At 39.9% G+C, this 19,142-nt stretch carries 20 protein-coding genes; 10 read left to right on the plus strand and 10 right to left on the minus strand.

What is annotated here, in order from left to right; translation table 11 throughout:
• Positions 1-137 precede the first annotated feature (137 nt).
• The 3 genes from V7O62_RS01660 to V7O62_RS01670 all read left to right on the plus strand — a co-directional run bounded on the left by V7O62_RS01660 (position 138) and on the right by V7O62_RS01670 (position 3,250).
• A complete protein-coding gene (locus V7O62_RS01660; RefSeq protein ID WP_406657286.1) occupies positions 138-1,577 on the plus strand; it encodes a ribulose-bisphosphate carboxylase in 1,440 nt (479 codons plus the stop codon).
• A gap of 450 nt (positions 1,578-2,027) precedes the next feature.
• Positions 2,028-2,660, plus strand: a complete 633-nt coding sequence (locus V7O62_RS01665) for a hypothetical protein (protein WP_406657287.1) — start codon at positions 2,028-2,030, stop codon at positions 2,658-2,660.
• The gene (locus tag V7O62_RS01670; RefSeq protein WP_406657288.1) at positions 2,657-3,250 is read left to right on the plus strand and encodes a metal-binding protein; all 594 of its coding nucleotides are present in this window, start codon (positions 2,657-2,659) and stop codon (positions 3,248-3,250) included. Before V7O62_RS01665 ends, V7O62_RS01670 begins: the two co-directional genes overlap by 4 nt.
• A 3-nt stretch (positions 3,251-3,253) precedes the next feature.
• Here the strand turns inward: V7O62_RS01670 and V7O62_RS01675 are convergent, their stop codons facing one another.
• The gene (locus tag V7O62_RS01675) at positions 3,254-3,892 is read right to left on the minus strand and encodes a CDGSH iron-sulfur domain-containing protein (protein ID WP_406657290.1); all 639 of its coding nucleotides are present in this window, start codon (positions 3,890-3,892) and stop codon (positions 3,254-3,256) included.
• A gap of 249 nt (positions 3,893-4,141) precedes the next feature.
• Here V7O62_RS01675 and V7O62_RS01680 point away from each other — a divergent pair, with 249 nt between their 5' ends.
• Positions 4,142-5,584, plus strand: a complete 1,443-nt coding sequence (locus V7O62_RS01680) for a DUF2252 domain-containing protein (protein WP_406657291.1) — start codon at positions 4,142-4,144, stop codon at positions 5,582-5,584.
• Between the two features lie 270 nt (positions 5,585-5,854).
• A complete protein-coding gene (locus V7O62_RS01685) occupies positions 5,855-6,667 on the plus strand; it encodes a helix-turn-helix transcriptional regulator (RefSeq protein ID WP_406657292.1) in 813 nt (270 codons plus the stop codon).
• A gap of 20 nt (positions 6,668-6,687) precedes the next feature.
• Here the strand turns inward: V7O62_RS01685 and V7O62_RS01690 are convergent, their stop codons facing one another.
• Together V7O62_RS01690 and V7O62_RS01695 are read right to left on the minus strand one after the other, a co-directional pair.
• Positions 6,688-8,850: a PEP/pyruvate-binding domain-containing protein gene (locus V7O62_RS01690; RefSeq protein WP_406657293.1), complete on the minus strand. Its 2,163-nt coding sequence runs from the start codon at positions 8,848-8,850 to the stop codon at positions 6,688-6,690.
• Positions 8,847-9,299: a pyridoxamine 5'-phosphate oxidase family protein gene (locus tag V7O62_RS01695; protein WP_406657294.1), complete on the minus strand. Its 453-nt coding sequence runs from the start codon at positions 9,297-9,299 to the stop codon at positions 8,847-8,849. Before V7O62_RS01695 ends, V7O62_RS01690 begins: the two co-directional genes overlap by 4 nt.
• A gap of 141 nt (positions 9,300-9,440) precedes the next feature.
• Here V7O62_RS01695 and V7O62_RS01700 point away from each other — a divergent pair, with 141 nt between their 5' ends.
• Complete coding sequence (locus V7O62_RS01700; protein WP_406657295.1) at positions 9,441-9,959, plus strand: pentapeptide repeat-containing protein; 519 nt, start codon at positions 9,441-9,443, stop codon at positions 9,957-9,959.
• Between the two features lie 83 nt (positions 9,960-10,042).
• On the opposite strand, the gene V7O62_RS01705 is transcribed toward V7O62_RS01700, so the two are convergent.
• Genes V7O62_RS01705 through V7O62_RS01715 form a run of 3 tightly spaced genes read right to left on the minus strand, consistent with a single transcriptional unit; the run spans position 10,043 to position 13,310 of the window.
• The gene (locus V7O62_RS01705; protein WP_406657296.1) at positions 10,043-11,341 is read right to left on the minus strand and encodes an ABC transporter permease; all 1,299 of its coding nucleotides are present in this window, start codon (positions 11,339-11,341) and stop codon (positions 10,043-10,045) included.
• Positions 11,342-11,368: 27 nt separating this feature from the next.
• On the minus strand, positions 11,369-12,622 hold the full coding sequence (locus V7O62_RS01710) for a COG1361 S-layer family protein (protein ID WP_406657297.1): 1,254 nt from the start codon (positions 12,620-12,622) through the stop codon (positions 11,369-11,371).
• A 22-nt stretch (positions 12,623-12,644) separates the two neighbouring features.
• Positions 12,645-13,310 carry an ABC transporter ATP-binding protein gene (locus tag V7O62_RS01715; protein WP_406657298.1) on the minus strand — a complete coding sequence of 222 codons (666 nt, stop codon included), beginning with the start codon at positions 13,308-13,310 and terminating at the stop codon, positions 12,645-12,647.
• 354 nt (positions 13,311-13,664) lie between these two features.
• Between V7O62_RS01715 and V7O62_RS01720 the strand changes: the two genes are divergently transcribed.
• The 3 genes from V7O62_RS01720 (at position 13,665) to V7O62_RS01730 (ending at position 15,398) form a co-directional block, all read left to right on the plus strand.
• Entirely contained in the window at positions 13,665-13,949 is a 285-nt protein-coding gene (locus tag V7O62_RS01720) for a hypothetical protein (protein WP_406657299.1), read from the plus strand.
• A gap of 108 nt (positions 13,950-14,057) precedes the next feature.
• Entirely contained in the window at positions 14,058-14,831 is a 774-nt protein-coding gene (locus tag V7O62_RS01725; protein ID WP_406657300.1) for a dienelactone hydrolase family protein, read from the plus strand.
• A 273-nt stretch (positions 14,832-15,104) separates the two neighbouring features.
• A complete protein-coding gene (locus V7O62_RS01730) occupies positions 15,105-15,398 on the plus strand; it encodes a hypothetical protein (protein WP_406657301.1) in 294 nt (97 codons plus the stop codon).
• A gap of 164 nt (positions 15,399-15,562) precedes the next feature.
• Here V7O62_RS01730 and V7O62_RS01735 read toward each other — a convergent pair whose 3' ends face one another.
• The 3 genes from V7O62_RS01735 to V7O62_RS01745 form a co-directional block, all read right to left on the minus strand.
• Positions 15,563-16,042, minus strand: a complete 480-nt coding sequence (locus V7O62_RS01735) for an arsenate reductase ArsC (protein WP_406657302.1) — start codon at positions 16,040-16,042, stop codon at positions 15,563-15,565.
• Between the two features lie 120 nt (positions 16,043-16,162).
• Entirely contained in the window at positions 16,163-16,816 is a 654-nt protein-coding gene (locus V7O62_RS01740) for a Yip1 family protein (RefSeq protein ID WP_406657303.1), read from the minus strand.
• A 121-nt stretch (positions 16,817-16,937) separates the two neighbouring features.
• Positions 16,938-17,588 (minus strand): YggS family pyridoxal phosphate-dependent enzyme, encoded by a 651-nt coding sequence (locus tag V7O62_RS01745; RefSeq protein WP_406658314.1) that lies wholly within the window; start codon positions 17,586-17,588, stop codon positions 16,938-16,940.
• A 184-nt stretch (positions 17,589-17,772) separates the two neighbouring features.
• Here V7O62_RS01745 and V7O62_RS01750 point away from each other — a divergent pair, with 184 nt between their 5' ends.
• On the plus strand, positions 17,773-18,363 hold the full coding sequence (locus tag V7O62_RS01750) for a GNAT family N-acetyltransferase (protein ID WP_406657304.1): 591 nt from the start codon (positions 17,773-17,775) through the stop codon (positions 18,361-18,363).
• 63 nt (positions 18,364-18,426) lie between these two features.
• On the opposite strand, the gene V7O62_RS01755 is transcribed toward V7O62_RS01750, so the two are convergent.
• Complete coding sequence (locus V7O62_RS01755; protein ID WP_406657305.1) at positions 18,427-18,981, minus strand: GNAT family N-acetyltransferase; 555 nt, start codon at positions 18,979-18,981, stop codon at positions 18,427-18,429.
• Positions 18,982-19,142 lie beyond the last annotated feature (161 nt).

Below are 19,142 nucleotides of genomic sequence, written 5' to 3' on the forward strand. Positions count from 1 at the left end.
TATGTTTTTTATCTCTTAAACTCCTTGTCCAGGTATAGTCGCAGTTCGTGAATTAACAAATAAGAGCTTCCAAGCGATTATTTTGATGTGAGATTCCAGTCCAAAAACTAAAATAGATTGCAGACTGTATTTCCTTTATGAGTTCGATTTATGATGATCTGGTCAAGTCGCTTAACTCCAAACAGGAAGCATATGTAAATATGGAATTGCCGGACCCAACCAACGGGGAATATCTCCTAAGTGTTTTTCATCTGGTTCCGGGAGGCAAATTCAATGTTTTGCAGGCAGCTGCGGAGGTTGCAGCTGAATCATCTACTGGTACGAACTTTAAAGTCAACACGGAAACTCCTTTTTCCAGGACAATGAATGCTCTGGTCTATCAGCTTGATCTGGAAAGGGAACTTGTCTGGATAGCATATCCCTGGAGGCTTTTTGACAGGGGAGGTAATGTCCAGAACATCCTGACCTATATTGTAGGCAATATACTTGGTATGAAGGAAGTAGCTGCACTGAAACTGCTGGATGTGTGGTTCCCGCCATCGATGCTTGAGCAATATGACGGTCCCAGCTATACTGTTGATGACATGAGAGAGTATCTTAACGTTTATGACAGGCCAATTCTTGGAACCATCGTAAAACCAAAGATGGGGCTTACTTCTGCAGAGTACGCCGAGGTTTGCTATGATTTCTGGGCAGGTGGCGGAGATTTTGTCAAGAACGATGAGCCACAGGCAAACCAGGATTTCTGTCCCTACGAGAAAATGGTAATGCACGTGAAGGAAGCCATGGACAAGGCTGTCAGGGAAACCGGGCATAAAAAGGTTCACTCGTTTAATGTTTCAGCTCCTGATTTTGATACCATGATCGAAAGATGTGAGATGATAATCAATGCAGGATTCGAACCCGGTAGTTATGCATTTCTCATTGACGGAATAACAGCCGGCTGGATGGCCGTGCAGACGCTAAGAAGAAGATATCCGGATGTTTTCATACATTTCCACAGGGCAGGCCATGGTGGTTTTACCAGACCGGAAAATCCTATAGGATTCTCAGTACTTGTCCTGTCTAAGTTTGCAAGGATTGCAGGTGCTTCAGGGATACATACCGGTACCGCCGGTGTAGGCAAGATGAAAGGTAGTCCTGCAGAGGACGTTGTAGCTGCACACGGAATCCAGTATCTGAGCTCAAAAGGGCACTTTTTTAACCAGAGCTGGACAAAGATCCCGGAGACTGACAAGGATGCAATAAGTCTTGTGAATGAGGACATGGCTCATCATGTGATTCTGGAAGAGGATAGCTGGAGAGGTATGAAGAAATGCTGTCCTATAGTCTCAGGAGGACTCAATCCAGTAAGGCTGAAACCTTTTATCGATATTATGGGAAATGTGGATTTCATAACGACAATGGGTTCAGGGGTACATGCTCACCCTGCCGGAACCCAGGCAGGTGCAAGGGCACTGGTACAGGCATGTGATGCCTATCTTAAGAATATAGACATCAAGGAATATGCAAAGGATCATAAGGAACTGGCAGAAGCGATCGAATATTTCACAAAGGCATCAAAAGATGCCATGTGATCCTTTTGAAAGAGTACTAAGATATTACATTTTAGTAAAAGAGAGAGGAAAGCAGAAAAGTGCTTTCCATATATTTTGACAATAACCCATGTCCCGGAAGGGACATAACCCTACCCGCTCATACTCCACTAAATAAACGCTGCTGAAAGGTAAAACATTGACAAGCCACGTTTTTAATTAGGGATGAGGCAATTGTCTGGCCTGCCAACGTTATTCCAGTTTGATTCGTTTTTCTTTCCAGCGTTTTCCGATTAGTCCATATCGTACCACCGAATGGTCTGCAACCACCCACAAATTTAGCCTTTGTGACTGCAAATCCTAGTATTCTTTTCAAATATATAAATATATCTATATTCAAATATATGTTGATTATCATTATGATGAGGTTTAAAGAGTATTCAATTCACAAGTAAATTTACTTAAGCGTGGATGAATTATTGACTATATTAGATGACTTTGAATGCTGTCCGTAATCTTTACAACCGATATTTTGTTGAGAACAATTTCGAGAGAGCAGATCTCTTTGAATCCCTGAAAGCAAAATATAACATTTACAGTGCTCTTTATCCGGGAAGCTTTGTTCATGTTACTCCTTCTTTTTTCTTTCCTGAAGTTGTCTATGTAGACACCGATAAAAGAGCGCGGAAATTCTTTGAACAGGAAAGCCTGGTTGCTGAACTGATATCAGAGAGAAAGACATATGCTTCAAATACTACGTTTGATTTTATATCGTCGGATTATTCCACTCCTCTTGGGCTCAGGGAAAGCAGCTTTGATCTCCTTATTTCGCAATATTCCGGTTTTGTTTCGCAGGCATGCAAAAGCTATCTCAGGACAGGTGGAATCCTGCTTGCAAATAACAGTCATGGGGATGCCGGAATGGCTTTCATTGATGACGATTACGAATTCATCGCTGCTGTTTATGTAAAGGATAGCAGGCATCATATCACTGAAAAAAATCTTGGATCGTATTTTATCCCCAAAAAACAAATCAGGATAACAAAACATTATCTAAGGGATCTCGGCAAAGGAATAGCTTATACAAAAGCAGCCAGTTCTTATATCTTCAGGAAACTATTGTGAGATTTGACACAAAATGTGATATGGCTTTTGTTACCGTAATCCGGAAAATCCCTGACAGGAAGCTTATAATACTTTTTATGCCATTGAATACTTCAATTTATCTTGAGGGGATAAATGAAATGCCAGACGGAAAAACGCATGAAATGATTAACGCAGCAGTGCTAATGGTTGCAATATCAGTACTTACTTACCTTGCAACATTGAGAGGACCTGTTGCATTTGCCAGCTACCTGAACACTTATACTATACTGGTCTTTGCAGTTGCCTACCTTTTCGCAACATTCTTCCTTAGCCCGGACCTTGATATCAATAGCAAGCCCTACAGGAGATGGGGCATATTCAAGATACTGTGGTGGCCATATAAGGTTATATTCAAGCACAGGGGCTTTTCTCATAACCTGATACTTGGCCCTCTATCCATTGTCGTAAACCTTGCATTAATAGTGGTTCCCTTGCTACTGCTCGCAGGCGTAAAAATGCAGAACCTGCCTATTGACTATGTACTGGCAGCTATTGCAGGGATGGTACTGTCAATGGAGGTTCACATAATATCGGATAGCTTTGTCTCAAGGATGAAGGATGTTTTTTAAGATTCAGTTCTTATCATCCTTAAACCCAACATACCAGTGACTGCCGTCACAGAATGGCTTATTTTTTGAATTACCGCATCTGCAGAGGGTATAATGGTCTTGTGTCTCGGGTTTTGATCCATCCTGATCTTTAAGCTCTATTCCGCCGACAACACTGTAGGAACGATCCCTTCCGACAAATATCTCCGGTTCATGCGGGTATTCCTTGTGCAATTCCCCGTTCATCGTGTAGCTCAATGCTCCGGAGGGACACATCCGGATGATCTTTGCTATTTCCTCAGGTTCTGCGCCATCAGGATCGATCCAGGGTTCTTTGCCCAGTTGGAAAACCGAAGGAAGATTGTCACTGCAGTTACCCATATGGGAACAAACTCCCCTGTTGTCATGGATAGTGATATCCTTTCCTTCATAAGTGTCTAATATATCCGGTACACGATCTTCCTTTTTATCTCCTGAGAAATTATTCTTAAGATGTGTGCCGTTACAGAAGGGCTTGGTCCCCGATCCTCCACATCTGCACAACGCAATAGATGGACTTGTTTCAATGAAAGCTCCTCTTGAATTGCGGAGCTTTTTAAGATCTTTGACAATATAAGGCCCATTTTTTGATACTTCAATTACAGGTTTCTTTTCTTCACTCAAGGTATCTCCCCTACGACAGAATTCTGTTGACATTTGATTTGTAGTTTTTGCAAATTTTCTAAACATAGCTTCGGCATTGCTATAACTTTTATCTTTGATACTTACCAGTAGGACACTTACTGAATCCGAAATTGGCAGATTGCAATGTAATCTTATCCAGTAAAAGGAATGGCAGTCTGCTCAGATGCATAAATCCTTTGTTTATACAGATTAAGAGGGCACAGCCCTCATATTTTGGGAGGGAAAGCCATGGAACCAATCAAATTCACCAATATCAGCGTTCATGATACTAAGAATAGAGCACCACGATCCGAACGAAGAAAGGAAGGTAAGGCATTACGCCAGAAGGTGCCTTTGGAGAGTCATGGTACATGGACCCCTTCTCCGGATCGATCCGAACCTCTTGATATCCTGCAGGCACAGGATGAAGATCGTTTGCAGCATCTTTTACCCATTAAATATGGTCGTATGCTGGCTTCACCTTTTGCGTTCCTGCGTGGTTCAGCTGCTATCATGGCGGCTGATCTGGAAGCCACACCGGTAACAGGCATCCAGAGCATGCTATGCGGAGATGCTCATCTCTCCAATTTCGGTCTCTTTGCAACACCGGAACGCAGGCTGGTCTTTGATGTAAACGATTTCGATGAGGTTTTTCCCGGTCCATGGGAATGGGACCTGAAACGATTGGCAGCCAGTACCGTGGTGGCAGGTCGTGAAATTGGTTTAAAAGAGAAAACATGCAAAAAAATGGCCGCTATATCTGCAAGAGCCTATAGCAGGGCTATGAAACATTTCTCTTCGTTGCACACCCTTGATGTCTGGTACTATCATGTGGATGCTGAAACTGTCCTGGATGTTTTTAATCGTACTTCATCCAAAAAAGGTCGTAAAGCGGCTAAGAAGACCGTTTCCAAAGCACGCACCAAAACACAGGAACAAACTTTAGGAAAGTTAACGAAGGTCAAGAATGGTCAGAGGCGTATTGTCAGTGACCCGCCACTACTGATGCCAATGCGTGAGGTTGACATGTCTCAATATCTCACTCCTGAAGAACTGGCTAATTCACCGGCTGACTATGTTGAAAAGGCCTGGTCTCAGTACCTGAACAGTCTACCTGATGAAAGGCGTTTCCTGCTGATGCGGTTTAAAGTCATAGATGTGGCCTTGCGGGTCGGAGGGGTCGGTAGCGTAGGAACACGCTGTTTCATCGCGCTGCTGGAAGGTGGTGGTAAAGATGATTTTTTGATCCTGCAACTGAAAGAGGCCGGAAAGTCTGTACTTGAAGACTATATTCCCAGACGTTCTTATGTGCAGCACGCCCAGAGAGTTGTTACTGGCCAACGCCTGATGCAGGCTGCAAGCGATATTTTCCTGGGATGGCATACCGGACAGATTAAGGAACTTGAATATTACTGGCGTCAGCTCAAGGATATGAAGGGTTCATTCGATGTGACTGCCATGGACAAGTCGTCATTCAAGGCTTATGTGGCTGTATGTAGCTGGTGCCTGGCCCGGGCCCATGCACGTACCAGTGACTCCTCATACATAAGTGGCTATCTTGGTGGTGGTAAATCCTTTTCCAAGGCAATCGGTGATTTTGCAGTGACCTATGCTAATCAGAGTGAACTGGACTACCAGAAACTGTTGGATGCAGTTGATTCAGGTCGAATCATAGCAGAGAAGGGTATCTGAAGGAAAATCCAACTTTATATTTCATTGCACTTTTTGATGTTTCATTCAGATTTACAACTTACCTGAAAGTGAATGATATATGCTGATGGGTATCTTGTTCAGCTTCGCAATAGCGGTACCAATGTTTGTTATTAAAAATCTTTGTTGCATTCCGATTTGCGAAATGCTGGATAAAAACAATACTATTTTTTCGATTTGGTCTGGTTTAAGTAAGATTGTCTTCATAATTGCTCCTGTATAAAGAGGTAATTTTCAGGAATATTGGTAGTCATGAGTAAATCTTTGCTGGATGTTGTATTTGCTTCTGATAAAAGAAAAAATGCACTCCTCTTATTGCAGGATGGTCCAAAAGAAACAGAAAAAATTCTCGGGTTTTTAAAAACAACAAGAAAAGCATTGCTTCCGCAGATGAAGATTCTGGAAGAACATCACCTTGTTTTTAATTATGAAGATACTTATGAATTGACAACTATCGGAAAACTGCTGGTTAGCAAAATGCAATCTTCATTAAAAATTGTTGAATTACTTGATAGTGATATTGATTATTGGGGAAGCCACCGTCTTAATTTCATTCCAGAGCATTTATTAAAGAAAATCAGCCAACTTGGAAAGTGTACAGTAGTAAATCCAAATGTTCAGAATTCATTTGAACTTAACAAAAAAATTGTTGAAACTTCTTACCTGTCAAGATCTCTTTTTGTAATTGCTGCATTTTATCACCCGGACTACTTCTCTCTTTGTTTTGGACTGACCCAAAAAAGTATTGATGTCTACACAATCATTTCCCTGGAGATCCTTGATAAATTGAGAACCGAACACAATGAAAGGCTGATAGAACTTCTCAAAATGAAACATTTCCATTTATTTGTTTATCCTCAGAAAATGGAATTTCAGGGCATCGCGTTTAATGGCCATTATGTCCTCATACGTTTATTAAAAAATGATGGAAATTATGATAGCAGCCCTGTTCTATGTTCCAAACAGAGTGCCTTTGAATGGTCAAAAGAGCTATTTGAATACTATTTAAAAGATTCTTTCCCTGTAACTAAGGACAATCTCAATGTGCAGGATTTTTCCGTTTGATATTTTTTTATACGGTCAGGTTATTCTCGCCTGACAGTAACTATTCCCAGATAACCATCAACAGTTAGCACATCACCGTTTTTGATTATCTTTGTTGCATCGGGTATCCCTGTGACACAGGGAATTCCGTATTCCCGTGCAATGATGGCGCCATGTATAAGCATGCCTCCTCTGCGTTCAACGATACCGCTTACAAGAGGAACCACAAATGTCATACCGGGCTCAATTGCATCACATACCATTATCTCCCCGAATTTGATATCAAAAAGCTCCTCGTTTTTTGTTACCACCCGTGCTGTACCGGTTACAAAACCTTCTCCTGCAGGCTGCCCTCTTACCTGCCTGACATGCTCTCTATCAGCTTGGGTGGGATTCTCCTTATTTATGTTTACTCTCACTTTTTTTGCAGGAATGTAATCCTCATTGTTGAGTGCCTGCAATAATTCCTCTTCAGCGATATCATCACCAATATCGAAATCTACGATTCTGGTTGCGACCCTTTTCTTTGCCTCATTCAAAGCTACAATGTACTGGTCCTCTATCTTTCCAAGATAGATGTTGTCATCATCCCTTAGACGATAACTGGCACGTGCAATGTCAAGTAATTCTTCTGCGAAAGCTCTGTCATCCTCGGAAAAAGCTGATATGAATCTATTTTTCATATCATTGCTGTCTCTTTTATCAGTTTTTTTCTTTTCAGGATTTGAAGCAAGTTCCAGTATATATCTTAGCAATTCCTCTCTGTTCCTAAAGACTCCATGGTGTCCGAAATTCCTAAAAAAATCCTCTATTTTTTCCCTGAAATCTCCTTCAACAACATTATCTTTTGCCTTTTTCATAAGTGAAGCATCGTTTCGCAGCATATCTGCCAGTTGATTGAGTTCTTCATTTCTTTTGATGCTCAACAGTTCGGTACCTGAAAGCAGGTCCATGAACTCATACGGATTTGAAGGTTTTAAAATATCATTATAAACCTGGCCGAACAGCCTCATTCCGTGAGCAAAAGGGATGAATTCTTCTTTGTATTTTTTATTCCAGCTCTCTTGGAGTTCTTTTCGTAGAATGATCTCCCTTGCGAGTTCCCTGTCATTCATTTGTGCAGGCTTTCTGGATTGAAGCGATCTGGTATCACTTATCATTTCAGGTATCAGTTCACTCTCCACTCTTTCGCGAAGATCCTGTAAGTTGTCAATTGTTTTCCTGAGAGAAAGATACCAGAGTTTTTCATCTTTTTCTGATGTTGTTATTGGTCTTGACTGAAGTACATATATTTCACCATTCTTTTTCGTCCATTCGATATCCTGTGGCTGGCCAAACCTTTTCTCCAGAATAAGTGCAATTTCATGAAGATTAGTAAGTCCATTTTTTTCCAGTGGAACTGTATCTGATAGTTTATCAGGAGCTTTTTCAAGAACTGTTCCTGTTTTCCCCGGACGTACCATCTTTTCCCTGTTTGAAGGGTTGAAATACCTTGTAATAGAAGCCCTTTCCCTGTCAATTATCCACCTGTCAGGTTCTACATTACCATCCACGAGTCCCTTGTTCAGACCATGGACTGCTTCAATGATCATCTGGTCACTTTTCTCCGGATCACTGCTGAAAATGACGCCTGATACCTTACTATCTATGAGTTCCTGGATCATCACCGACATGCTACTGTTCTTAATGTTAAGACCCAGTTCTTCCCTGTACAACAGAGCTGCATCTGACCACAGGGAAGCCCATACGAGCCTTATGTGTTCCATTATGGAATCCAGTCCCTTTACATTCACATAGGATTCATGCAAACCAGCAAAGGATGTTTTTGCAGAGTCCTCCCCGATGGCAGAGGACCTCACAACAACTGATTTATCGCCGAAACGCTCAGCCAATTTTTCCCGTATTTCCATATCAAGTTCTTCAGGTATCGGAGTGTTCAGGAACATGTTACGGATTCTCAGGGAAGTGTCCCACATCTCTTCCCAGCGCATATCCTGAATATCCTTTCTCGAAAGCTCCATTAATATCCTGCTTTTCAGAAAGCTGGTTTCAAGGTATTTTTCATAGGCCAGGGTAGTTACACATGCAAAAGCAGGAACTTTTAGTCCATCTTCCATAATATCGTGAAGTGAGAATGCCTTTGATCCAACCAGTTTCCTGTCATTTTCCCGTATTTTCTCCATGGGAATGACAAGTTTTTTCATGACATGCCAATCTCCACAACATTCTGGAACCTGCTTGCAACAACATATCTTTTGACTTCTATTCTCATAATTGCAGATGATGGTGATTGCAGGAAATCCAGCAGGTAAGGGTGTTTTTTAAGGTAAAGTGACTTAATTTCATTCGTTTTTTCAACCTCATCAACACTACCGCTAATGTTTACAGCCATTGCATTCCTGAAATCGCTCTCATTGTTTGACCTGTTATCTATCATGATGGATGCTTTCCGGGAAGCAGTAAGATAGGAATATTTCCTTGTGGACATCTGTGTCACAAAAAAAACGTATTTGAGATCATCACTGGTCACAAAGGCTACAAGATTAGTATGTGGTTCATGTTCATGGCATGTTGCAAGAACAGCAAGCTTCTGTTTTTTCATGAGGAACTTCAGATTTTCTTTCAGATTGCCGGTTGACATTTCAGTAACCATCTTCAAAAATCCCCATTTTCAGATTGGTTACCGCGTATTTATGTTTTGTTGGATGGTCGTAATATTTGGATAATAACTTGCCGTTTATTCAATTTTCCGGGTGCAAAATTATTAATAAAATTGCAGTAACTTCTTTAGATTATGGAATTTGAGAATGAAGAGTTTGAAATAGAGACATTCGAAGATATGGATCTTACAGACTTCTCTTTCAGGAATTCAACATTTATTGATTGTATGTTTGAGAATTGCAACCTGTCGAACGTGAATCTTAGCAACACAAAATTTCAGGATACCAGATTCAGGAACTGCAAGATTGTGGGGCTGGATTTTCCAAATTGTAACGACTTCATTTTTACAATCGGTTTTGAAGACTCTTTCATATCCTACTCGGCGTTTTCAGATATGAATCTGGAAAATACGGACTTTGTTAATTGCCGCATACTTGGTTGTGATTTTGTAAATACGAACCTCAAGAATGCAAATTTTGAAGGCTCAGATCTTGAAGACAGCATCTTTGAAAATACAGACCTCAGCTACGCGTCATTCAGGAATGCAAGAAATTATAACATAAACCCCAATGAAAATTCCCTGAAAAAGACAAAATTCTCAGTTCCCGAAGTTGTCTCGCTTCTAAGCATCTATGATATTGAACTGGTGTGAATAACCTTCATTTTTTTGTTAATAGCTATATTTTAGTAAAATGTTGCTATTGAAGAGGCGCCTTTATCAAAATTTTCTATAATTTACTCATACTTCAAGGCATCAACCGGGTTTAACTTTGATGCACTTTTTGCTGGCATATATCCTGCTATCAGTCCGACAATGATTGAAACAAAAGATGCCAGAATCGTTGCCTTCAGGCTCAAAGTGAATTCGAATGGAGCTTCAAGATACATTGAAAGTGCAAATATAATAAGCTGTACTGTAGCTGTACCAAGAATAATGCCAATAATTCCACCTACGAGTCCTATGAGGGCGGCATTACAGAGGAATAGCAGAAGAATATCTCTGTTTCTGGCACCAATAGCTTTCATGATACCAATCTCCTTTGTTTTTTCAAGTACTGAAGTGAACATGCTGTTAGCAATTCCCACAGAACCTACAAGCAATGAAATACCGGCAATAAAAGCAAGAAATGCTGTCAATCCGGCGATCACCTTGTTTGCGCCTTCAATACCACTCAAGTCATAGTGTATGTAGAAATCTCTTGATTCCTCATCCACACGTCTGGCCAATTGTAACTTTTCATCTATCTTTTTGACAACTGTATCGGCATCAGAGCCTTTGTAGAGCATTACATCAATGGAGTCATAGATTCCTTCTTCCTTGTTATAACTATATTCAGAACTAATTTTGTAGGCTTCTTCATATGGCATGTAAATGTTGGTGCCATCCCATCTAAAGTCAAACAATTCCCCTTCCTCTTTTGCGAGGATACCTACAACCCGGTAAGAATTATTGCTCAGGAGGATCATCTGGTTGAGTCTTATTTTTCTATCCGGAAATTCTTCGTTGGCCAGTGAATTGGTAATAACAATCACATTCCTGTCACCTGATCTCAAGGTTCGTCCCTGCTCAATTTTCTCTGAATTGAGCTTCCCCCAGACATCAGGATCAACACCCTTTATATTAGCAGCTCCCGTTTCAGATCCAAGGTTAATTATGGCATAATTTTTAACAATTACATTAATGTATTGTATCTCCGGGATTTTCTTGAGAGTGTAGACATCTTTTTTTGTCAGCTTTCCACTCATATCAGCATCCGGATCTTCTATGTATTCATTTTGAACTGCAAGATCCGACTCCTGAAAGCCGACAAATTCATCGTTTGAAAAATGACCATTTTCCATCCCACTGATCTCGATAGTGTCACTTTCCATTTCCAGTGTCTTAGTTACTTGATTGTGGAAATAGTCCCCCATAGTAACGACTGTCATAACGGAAGCTATTCCGATAACAACACCTATGATGGTAAGCCAGCTTCTGAGCCGGTTATGTTTTACCATGTTCAACGATATCCTGAATATCTTTACAGGTTTCATTTGAAATCTCCAGATTATCAGAGAAAATCATTGCTTTTTCTTCTTATAGATGACAAAGCCGACAATCAGTAACACTATCAAGGCAGGGAATAATCCTTTATTTGATCCGCTACTTTGGGCAGACTGGTGTTGTAGTAATTCAACAGGTTCCGATGCAAAAACAGACAATTCCCTGTCCTGAGTTTCTCTCTCACCATCGCTTGAAGTATACGATATCTGGAATTTCAATGGCAGGAATTCATTGTAGTTGTCAGGAATGATGCTGAAATCTGCTATTGTGTAATCGCCTTTTTGTAAAGTTCCAAGTACAGCAGAATTCGATCCGTCTTTTATACTCCATCCTTCCTGCTCGGGAACAGAAACGGTTACTGAACTTGCTTTATTGTTTCCGATGTTTGACACTGAAAAGGAATAATCTCCCTCCATGGTCTGCTCAATAAAGACTATATCAAAATCAGTTGTCCCTCCAATGTAGATGCCTGCTTTGCTCTCAATGGTCTTACGTTTCTGGTTTTCCACTGTTCCGGCTTGTGTTATTGTTTGAAGTTCCTCTACGTCATCATAGGTAAGTTTCATATCAAGTTTGTAAAGCCCCGGAATAGTGTTAATATTAGAAAGTACCTGAAAGTCAACTGTTACTGTATCCTGGACATCTATAAAATTGATGTATTTCACGTTACTTGAACCGACAGGCAGTATCAGGTCATTTGTACTTTCCCAGGAAAACATTGCGTTTTTTAAAGGGGAATTTCCCACATTCCTTATTACAAAAGATATGTTGGTTTTCTTTCCTGGAACCAGTTTTTCAAGACTTATTGATTCTATTTCAGCGTTAGATTCACTATCGACGTCTATGAGGAATTCTTCAGATATAGAGAGGCTGTTTTTCTTACCTTGCTCATAGACCAGAACTTCAAGGGGATATTGACCTGCATTGATGTTGTTGTCAACAAGGATTTTGAATTTCACTGTCTTACTTCGTTCGTCTACATAGCGTTTTCCTAAGGTACCTATGTTGATGGTCGAAGTTTGCCCTGACATTTTGTTGAAAGGATATTCAGGCACCAGTTCCACTATAACATTTTTGACTTCTTCTGAGCCAGTATTCTGGACTGAAAAGCTCACTTCAAGTACTTCGCCCGGTTTAACAGGATCGGGATCCTGGTTAAGAAGGTCAACTGTCAGTCCGATATCTGTGCTGCTTAAAGCCAGAGCACTTTGCCCGGCAGATGTCAGGATAATGAAACATAAAAGTACCCTTATCAAATGCTTAAAGATCATTTTTTCTCACCAGTCTAAAGCCTTAAATCCCTATTTCTATCGGGTTTTCGTTAGTTACATCACGGACTATCATTCCGTCTTTCAGGACAATATGCCTCTTGGCATACTGTGCAAGGTTCATGTCATGGGTTACTATTATCACGGTCTTATCTTCCTCTTTCCAGAGATTGTAGAGAATATCCATGACATCACGTCCTGTCCGGCTGTCCAGTGCTCCGGTTGGTTCATCAGCAAGAATAATGTCGGGATCACATGCAAGGGATCTGGCAATTGAAACACGCTGCTGCTGGCCACCGGAAAGCTGATAGGGCATGTTATTCACCTTGTCTGAAAGGCCTACCATTCCGAGAACCTCGTTTGCTCTTTCCAGTGCCTTATCATCATCAATTTCCTGGATTTCCAGAGGCAAAAGAACGTTTTCAAGGGCACTCATCCCTGGTATCAGGTTATACTGCTGAAAAACAAATCCTATAGTTTTTCCTCTGAGCACTGAAAGATCTGATTCGTTCATTTCGGCTATGTTCTTTGAATTGAGTAGTATATTGCCTCTAGAAGGTTTATCGAGGCAACCTAAAAGGTTCATCATAGTGGATTTTCCACTGCCTGAGGGGCCAATAATGGCTGTAAATTCATTAGGCGAAATATCAAGATTAATATTTTTCAGTGCACATGTTTGCACTTCTCCCATCTGGTATAGTTTCCAAACATTTTGGAATAATATCAATGGTTTTTTCATAGACTCTGTAACATTTGATCTTATAAAAAATTTATTTCTAAGTTCTTATTAACAATATAAATTGCATTAGTATTTTCTTGTTTAATATAATAAATATTTTTTAGTAGTAACACTCACTTTTTTCAGAAAGAAATATTTCATAGTTTGGGTAATCTCACACCAAATGCTATGATTTTTTCAATTGAGTCTTCACTAATTATGTCTGCAGAGAATATCTCACATCAAAATTGGAAGTCCAGAAAGAAGACTGCCTAGTAAAAATACCTATATATAAGGATTAACAAAGGAAAACGGGGGGTGAAAGTAATGGTATATCTGCTTGTAAAGCACAAAGTGAAGGATTTTTCTAAATGGAAGCCAGGATTTGATGAATACAGTTCCAAGAGAAAGGAGACAGGTTCTAAAGGAGGAATGCTTTTCCGTACTTCAGATGATCCAAACGAAGTTGAGATCCTTCTGGAGTGGGATACTCTTGAGGACGCACGCAAGTTCAATGAATCCAAGGAACTTGAAGAAAAAATGAAAGAATTAGGCGTAATCGGTAATTTAGACATATCTGTCCTGGATAAAGTAGAAGACTTACGGTTCTGATAACTAAATTAAAATTTGAAAGTAGCCTAATTCTGTTTTATTTTTTTTACCGAAAATTCCGAGTATAACTGGTGGCTAGAAATGAAATATTTACTCCTATGTTTCTTAATGATATCAATAGTTGGATTATCCGGTTGTGTTAATGATACGGATGATATTGCTGATGACTCAATGGAGAATAACTCAAATTCAACGGAGATTCAGGTGGAAACAACTGAGGTAGAGATTGTCAGTGGTAATATGACATATCCTGCTTTTCTTGCAGCGCCTTCAACAGAAGGCGAAAAACCTGCAGTTGTTCTGATACACTCTTTCAATGGGATGGAACCCGGTTATATTGATCTTACCGAAAGGTTAGCCTCCGAAGGATATGTAGTGATATCTCCTGAATGGCAGACCTTTGAAGAATCTCCCAGCGATGCCGTAGTGGAGCAGTTGGTCAGGGATTCAGTAGTCTATCTGGGTACAAGGCAGGATGTGGATACTGAACGTCTCGGTCTGACAGGTTTTTGCGCGGGTGGACGTTATACTATGCTCTTCCTTCCTCAAATGGAGGAATTTGCATCAGGTGTTGCATGGTATGGTTTTCCTTTTTCGGGAGGTACAGAAAGTCAACCGGAACAGCCTGCTGAAGTTATTGATCAGCTTGAGGCTCCCATGCTCATAATCCACGGGACAAATGACGAGGCAAGCAACATATCCGATATATATGCTTATGCAACAGAGCTTGATGCCGAGGATAAATACTTTGAATTGAAAGTTTACCAAGGGCAGCCGCATGGTTTCATGATTGAAAATGGCCAACTATCCAGCAGTTTTGAGGCACAGGATGCTTACTGGCAGATGGTTACATTCTTTAACCGCACGTTAAAAGAAGGATAAGAAAGACTAAAAATTGAAAATACAGGGAATATGAGCAAGAACAGTACCTGAATGTCTGCTGACTTTGTATTTTATTCTCTGATACTTACCTCTAGTACTCTATGTTGCGTTCTTGGTTACGATAATAAGATGAAGCCGAATCTGATTAAAAATAATATTTTGAGGCAGCATAAGATGAATTTTAAAGTTCTCCTAATTCATTTTGTGATGAATATTGACTCATGAGACTACTTATATACGAAGATAAACAAAGGGGAACTGGGGGTACAAGTAATGGTATATATGCTTGTGAAACACAAGGTGAATGATTTTTCTAAATGGAAGCAAGAATTTGATGATTATGGTTCTATTCGGAAGAAGACAGGTTCTAAGGGAGGGATGTTTTTCCGTACCTTGGATGATCCGGATAAAGTAGTGATCCTTTTTGATTGGGATAATCCTGAGAATGCACGTAAACTAATCGAATCCAAAGAACTCAAAGAAAAAAACAAAGAATTAGTAGAATCAGGTATCATTAGCTATCCGGAAATATTTCTTCTGGATAAAATGGAAGACGTGCAGTTCTAACCGTCTAAAAGAAGTTTAACTTAAATCCTTTTTAAGTTTGCAGTTAGTTGTTGAAAATTTTGAGTATGATCAGGATAGGTAGAACCAGGTTGATAAAAGAGTTCGCATCTTGATTGCCTGATTAACTATTTTTTGCAGTGGGAAACGGAAGTCAGCCGGAGCTATCAAGCAAACGTCATGGATATCCATTCCTGCATCTCATCTCTTATACTCCGGAATACCTCAAGTTGCTTCTCCTCCGATCCTGCGGCGTCGGCAGGGTCTTTAAAGCCTTTATGAATTACTTCTTTTGCCCTGGGTTGTTCGGTAGTATTTGGCTGCTCGTTCGGAAGTTCCAGAGGTGTACTGCAGATAGGACAACTCTGTCTGGCCCGGTCACAGACTGTGACCGCGATATCAAATATATTATCCTGATATTTCCGGGAAACCTTGGAGTACTGGTCAGAGATATCGATGTCAATTTCCTCCATGACCAAAATAGCTCGTGGATCGACAACAGTGGCTTCGATGCCCGCACTGTAAGCTTCGTACCTGTCTCCATACATATTCCTCAGAAGACCTTCAGCCATCTGGGATCTGGCCGAGTTATGATAACACAGAAAGAGAACTTTCTTTTTTTCCTGTGAACTCATACCTGTTTCCATCGTATTTCTATTGCAGATAATGGCATAAAAGAATGGCTATTTACTGCCATTTCTGGATTCAGGCTTGAAATATTATGACTTTTGATCTTTCAGTAACTTAGTAATTCTCTCTGTTCACCCTTATATTATGAAGAACAAGAACAGAAATGTCTCATAGATCACATATACTGCTAGCGGGATACCAACAGTAAGGAGAGCTTTCTTTAGTGAAAGATTCCTTGAATATTTCATTCCATAGGTCCAGATATATGCACTCAGGCCAAACATTGCTAATGAAAAAATGACTATAAACACAGTTCCGGCTATATTCGAAAAGATGAGTTGATTAAAAAAGATACTGGGATCATCGTTAGCACCTATGGTTCCAGACATGGAAAACATATCGATATCCAAAAAGAGTCTCCACATATAAATGGATGAAACTACGGTGCTGATAATGTAAGGTATGAATCCGTAAGATGAAAACTCCAGAACCCGGTTGAAGTTCCCTTTTCCCTGAAAAACAATAGAGATCATATAAAAGATGCTGCTGCAAAGAACCCACATAAAGTAATTACCTACAAGTCCGATTGCCAGTGCTATTGCAGCAACCATCAAAATGGGATAGAGTATGTCGGAAGGAAACTCGCTTATGAAACCTGAAAATATCAAAGCCAGGCTAAACACTCCTGCCAGCCACACCAATCCTATGATGATAATTGGCGTTTTAAACTCTTGTTTTTCATTGATCTTTTTCTCAAAAAAGGCATCCGTGTTAGTGAATAGTTCAAGCATGTTATGGCATCCTGTCTCTGGATGTTATGTCAGGTAGAAAATGCATATTTTCAATTAAGGTATAAATTTCTTATCAATTTATAATTTCCTAATTGAAACTTATAACCCGTAAGTTCAAAAATCAGTATTTTCTACTTCCAAATATAGCGGAACCGACACGTACCATCGTAGCTCCTTCTTCGATGGCTGCCATGTAATCATTGGACATCCCCATAGACAATTCCCGAATATTGATGTTACTACAATTTTCCAGTTTCATTTCATCAAAAAGAGCTTTCATCTGCTTGAAATAAGGGCGCACCTGATCAGGAGTTACAAAAGGAGGTATACACATAAGTCCTGTCACCTGAATATTTTTAAGTGAACTGATCTCCGGTATGATCTGCCTGATCTCATCCTGTCCAAAACCATATTTCTGTGGCTCATTCCCAATATTTACCTGAAGGAAAACTTTCTGTACCTTTTCAATGTCCATGGCTTTCCTGTCAATCTCCTGTATGAGTTTCAAGGAATCAACAGACTGGATTACGTCAAAGAGCTGGACGGCTTTTTTGACCTTGTTTGTCTGTAAATGTCCTATAAGATGTTTTTCACAGGGCAGAATCTCATCAAATTTTTCCTCGAATTCCTGAACCCTGTTTTCCCCTATTATGGTGGCTCCGGCTCTGATGGATTCGTTAATTCGTTCAGCATCGATAGTTTTGGTAACGCTGACAAGCTTTGTATTTCCTATTTGTTTGAGAATATTCTCTGTTTTTTCCTGGACTGACATTAGTGTTCCCAATGAAGTTTTTACTTTCAGTGCTCTGCATTTAAATGACTGCATTCGTAGAGCACATGGGTTAAATGAAATAGATTTGATATAAACAGTTCGTTTGGTTCAAATTGTAATAGCATAAAAAGAGAAACTTCTCTCTTATTAGAAAACAGAATGATATTGATATGGAAGGTCACAGATGAGACAAAAATGGAGCAGGGAAGATATTGTTTTTAATTATTGTGCAGAAGCGGACTTAAAAGATATTTCATCAATGCTTTCAAAGGAGAGTGTATGCAAGTACCTGTTTTTCGGACCAAATACAGAAGAAGATACAATGGCCTATTTCCTGCCATTAGTTAATTCAATAGATGAATCCTTAAAGGAAAATAAAATACCTGACCTTAGCGTATTTACGATACGAGGAAGGGATAGTGGTGAGTTTATGGGTCAATGTGCATTGCTTCCGATAGAGTTCACTAATGGAAATTACCTTATCGGATACCAGATAGATGATACCCAATGGAGAAAAGGGTATGGGAGCGCAGCCTGTGAGTTTCTGGTATACTATGCTTTTAATGTACTTGATGCATTCAGGATCACCGGGGATTGTGCTGAAGGAAACCTAGGTTCCGAAAAAACAATGATCAAATCAGGTTTTAAGCCGGAAGGAAGACAAAAAAAATACTGGTTCAATGAAGGTAAATGGTATGACAGGCTTCTTTTTTCTCTATTGAAGGGTGATATTACCGAGCAGAGACTACAAGCTTTAAAAAATAGGTATGAGTAACCTATTGTAAATTTTAAATAAATGCAGCGAAAATTACAATATGCAGCATTTATTTTCTTTATTCTATTCTCTCCAGTGTTCCGGTCTGTTCAGGGCATCTGCACATCTAACTTTACCTCTAACCTCACTCAGTCCTCCGGAAGTTAATGCCTGTACCATCCAGGCACCTGCATGTTCATCAGGTATAGTGTAAGGCGCTGCAAATCCCAGGCTTCCTGCATCTTGTTTGAAGCCATGTCTCGGATAATAGTCTTCATGACCCAGGACAAAAACCATCTCAACACCAATGTCTTTTAGCTTTTCAATTCCCTCGTTAATCAACATTCCTCCGATTCCCTGCCGTTGGTATCCAGGTTTGATTGCCAATGGAGCAAGAATGTATATTGATGGAGAAACTTCGTTTGAGTCAACCGTTGCTTTTGTAAATAAAATATGTCCAATAGCCTCATTTTCTTTAAAAGCCAATAGTGATATCACTGGTTCCGCACTTTCATCTTCTAAAAGCTGGTTGACTAGCTCTGCTTCCTTTTCAGATCCAAAGGCTTCTTTTTCAACTTCCAGTACATCGCCAAGGTCTGATTCATTTGCTTCACGAATTTGAATCTCTGTTGTTTTCATGTTTTACCTTCTTTTAGATGGAATGCGCGTATTAGGATTGATTATGTTCTCTCATTTTTTTTGGGAAGCAATAGTTTTTCCCTGACTTAAAATATATTATTCTTTAAGAGTATTTATTCCATAAAAAAGATTCCAGTGTTCAGAATAAGCTTCTCTGATTC

The organism is Methanolobus sp. ZRKC2, assembly GCF_045291185.1.
GTDB lineage: Archaea > Halobacteriota > Methanosarcinia > Methanosarcinales > Methanosarcinaceae > Methanolobus.